At 43.2% G+C, this 1,794-nt stretch carries 2 protein-coding genes and 1 pseudogene; all 3 read right to left on the bottom strand.

Going from position 1 to position 1,794, the window contains the following annotated elements:
• Positions 1-485, bottom strand: a 485-nt coding sequence (locus tag BMW61_RS21475) for a sugar nucleotidyltransferase (RefSeq protein WP_175475343.1), incomplete at its 3' end; no start/stop codon positions are given.
• 139 nt (positions 486-624) lie between these two features.
• A complete protein-coding gene (locus BMW61_RS21470; protein ID WP_022763145.1) occupies positions 625-1,554 on the bottom strand; it encodes a glycosyltransferase family 2 protein in 930 nt (309 codons plus the stop codon).
• 99 nt (positions 1,555-1,653) lie between these two features.
• A pseudogene (locus BMW61_RS23015) lies at positions 1,654-1,794 on the bottom strand (dTDP-glucose 4,6-dehydratase); the annotation flags it as partial.

Raw genomic sequence — 1,794 nt, 5'->3', positions numbered from 1 at the left:
TCCGGTTTTTCCTCGATTGAAAGGGCTTTGCCGTTCTCATCAAACTCAACTACGCCGTATTCTCTGGGATCACGAACGTAATAACCGAAAATTGTCGCTCCCTTCTCTCTGGATGCCACTTCCCTCAGTAACTTGGAGAAGCTCTGGCCATAGAAAATATTATCTCCGAGAACCAGTGCTACACTGTCACTGCCAATAAACTCTGCGCCGATTATGAACGCATCGGCAAGACCTCTGGGCTCTTCCTGAACAGCATATGAAAATGACATCCCCAGCTGCTCTCCTGTTCCGAAAAGGTCCTCAAAAATCGGAAGATCTCTCGGAGTAGAAATAATAAGAACCTCGCGTATTCCCGCAAGCATAAGGGTAGATAGCGGGTAATAGATCATAGGCTTATCATAAACCGGCATGATCTGCTTTGAAATAGCTCTGGTAAGCGGATAAAGTCTTGTTCCGGAACCTCCGGCAAGTATAATTCCTTTCATAAAAGGCCTCCAAATCTGTATATTCAAAAACAATTTTTCTCAAGTAATATCACAGCTGTCTTTGATGTATGCAAAACTACATCACCCTATAATATAACATAAAAACGCCATTTATATCATGGGTTTATTATTTAATATATTATTTATCGTTTTTACGAATCGTATCAATTATAAACGGCGGTCTCTTTCTGGATTCTTCCAGTACTCTCCAAATGTATTCGCCGAGAATTCCGAGTGTCAGCATTATCATTCCGGATGCAAACAAAACCACGCACATCAGAGATGCATAACCCGCTATCGGAGTTCCGACGGTGAGCTTCTCATAGATTGCGCTTATAATGCCTACAAATGCAGCTATGGCGAAAATCACTCCGCAAATACTCATCATCCTGATCGGGAAATAAGAAAAGCTCATCATGGAATCCACCACAAGCTTAAATTTCTTTCCAAAGGTCCAGCGGGATTTACCGACTGTCCTGTCCTTTCTGTGGAAGTATACCTTGGCGGACTTAAAGCCTATCCACATGACCTGAAGTGTAAGCGATGAGTTCTTTTCATCCATCATCTCCAGAACATTTATTGCCTGTCTGTCCAGAAGGTAGCAGTCACAGCCGCCCTGAGGCATATCCTTATTGATTGTCTTTCTCACAAGCCAGTAATACATTCCGGCAAAGAACTTCTTAACCGCACCTTCATCGCGTTCAGCTCTTATCGCAAGTACTACCTTATTCCCTTCCTTCCACTTTTCGTAGAGATCGAGAATAAGGGTTGAATCCTCCTGAAGATCTGCCTGCTTTGTAACGGCGCAGTCACCGGTACAAACAGATAATCCCGCAAGTATGGCCGCATGCTCACCAAAGTTTCTTGAGAGTCTCGTGCAGACAACATTCTCATCCTTCTCTGCGATCTTATTCATGATTTCCCAGGAGTTATCTCCGGATCCGTCATCCACAAAGACAAGTTCGTAATCTCCGAGTTTATCGAAGATTTTCTCCTTCATGTCATCGTAGAGCATCTCCAGGGTGTCTGAGTTGTAATAAACCGGAACGACAATTGATATTTTGCTCATCTTTTCTCCATTGCTCTTAAACGCAACAAGAGAGAGCCCGGTAAATAGCCTTACCAAAGCTCTCCTGTTATTGTAATGTCCTATCTTACGGATAATGTATTACAGCTTATCGCCATACATACTGTCATAATATTTCTGATAATTTCCGCTTGTTACATGCTCCATCCAGTCCTCGTTAGCAAAGAACCACTTGATGGTCTTTCTGATGCCTTCCTTGAACATCGTCTCAGGCTCCCAGCC

This window comes from Butyrivibrio sp. ob235 (assembly GCF_900109475.1).
Taxonomy (GTDB): Bacteria; Bacillota; Clostridia; order Lachnospirales; family Lachnospiraceae; genus Butyrivibrio.
The sequence above is the reverse complement of the archived record's forward strand: the minus strand, read 5'-3'. Positions and strand labels throughout refer to the sequence as shown.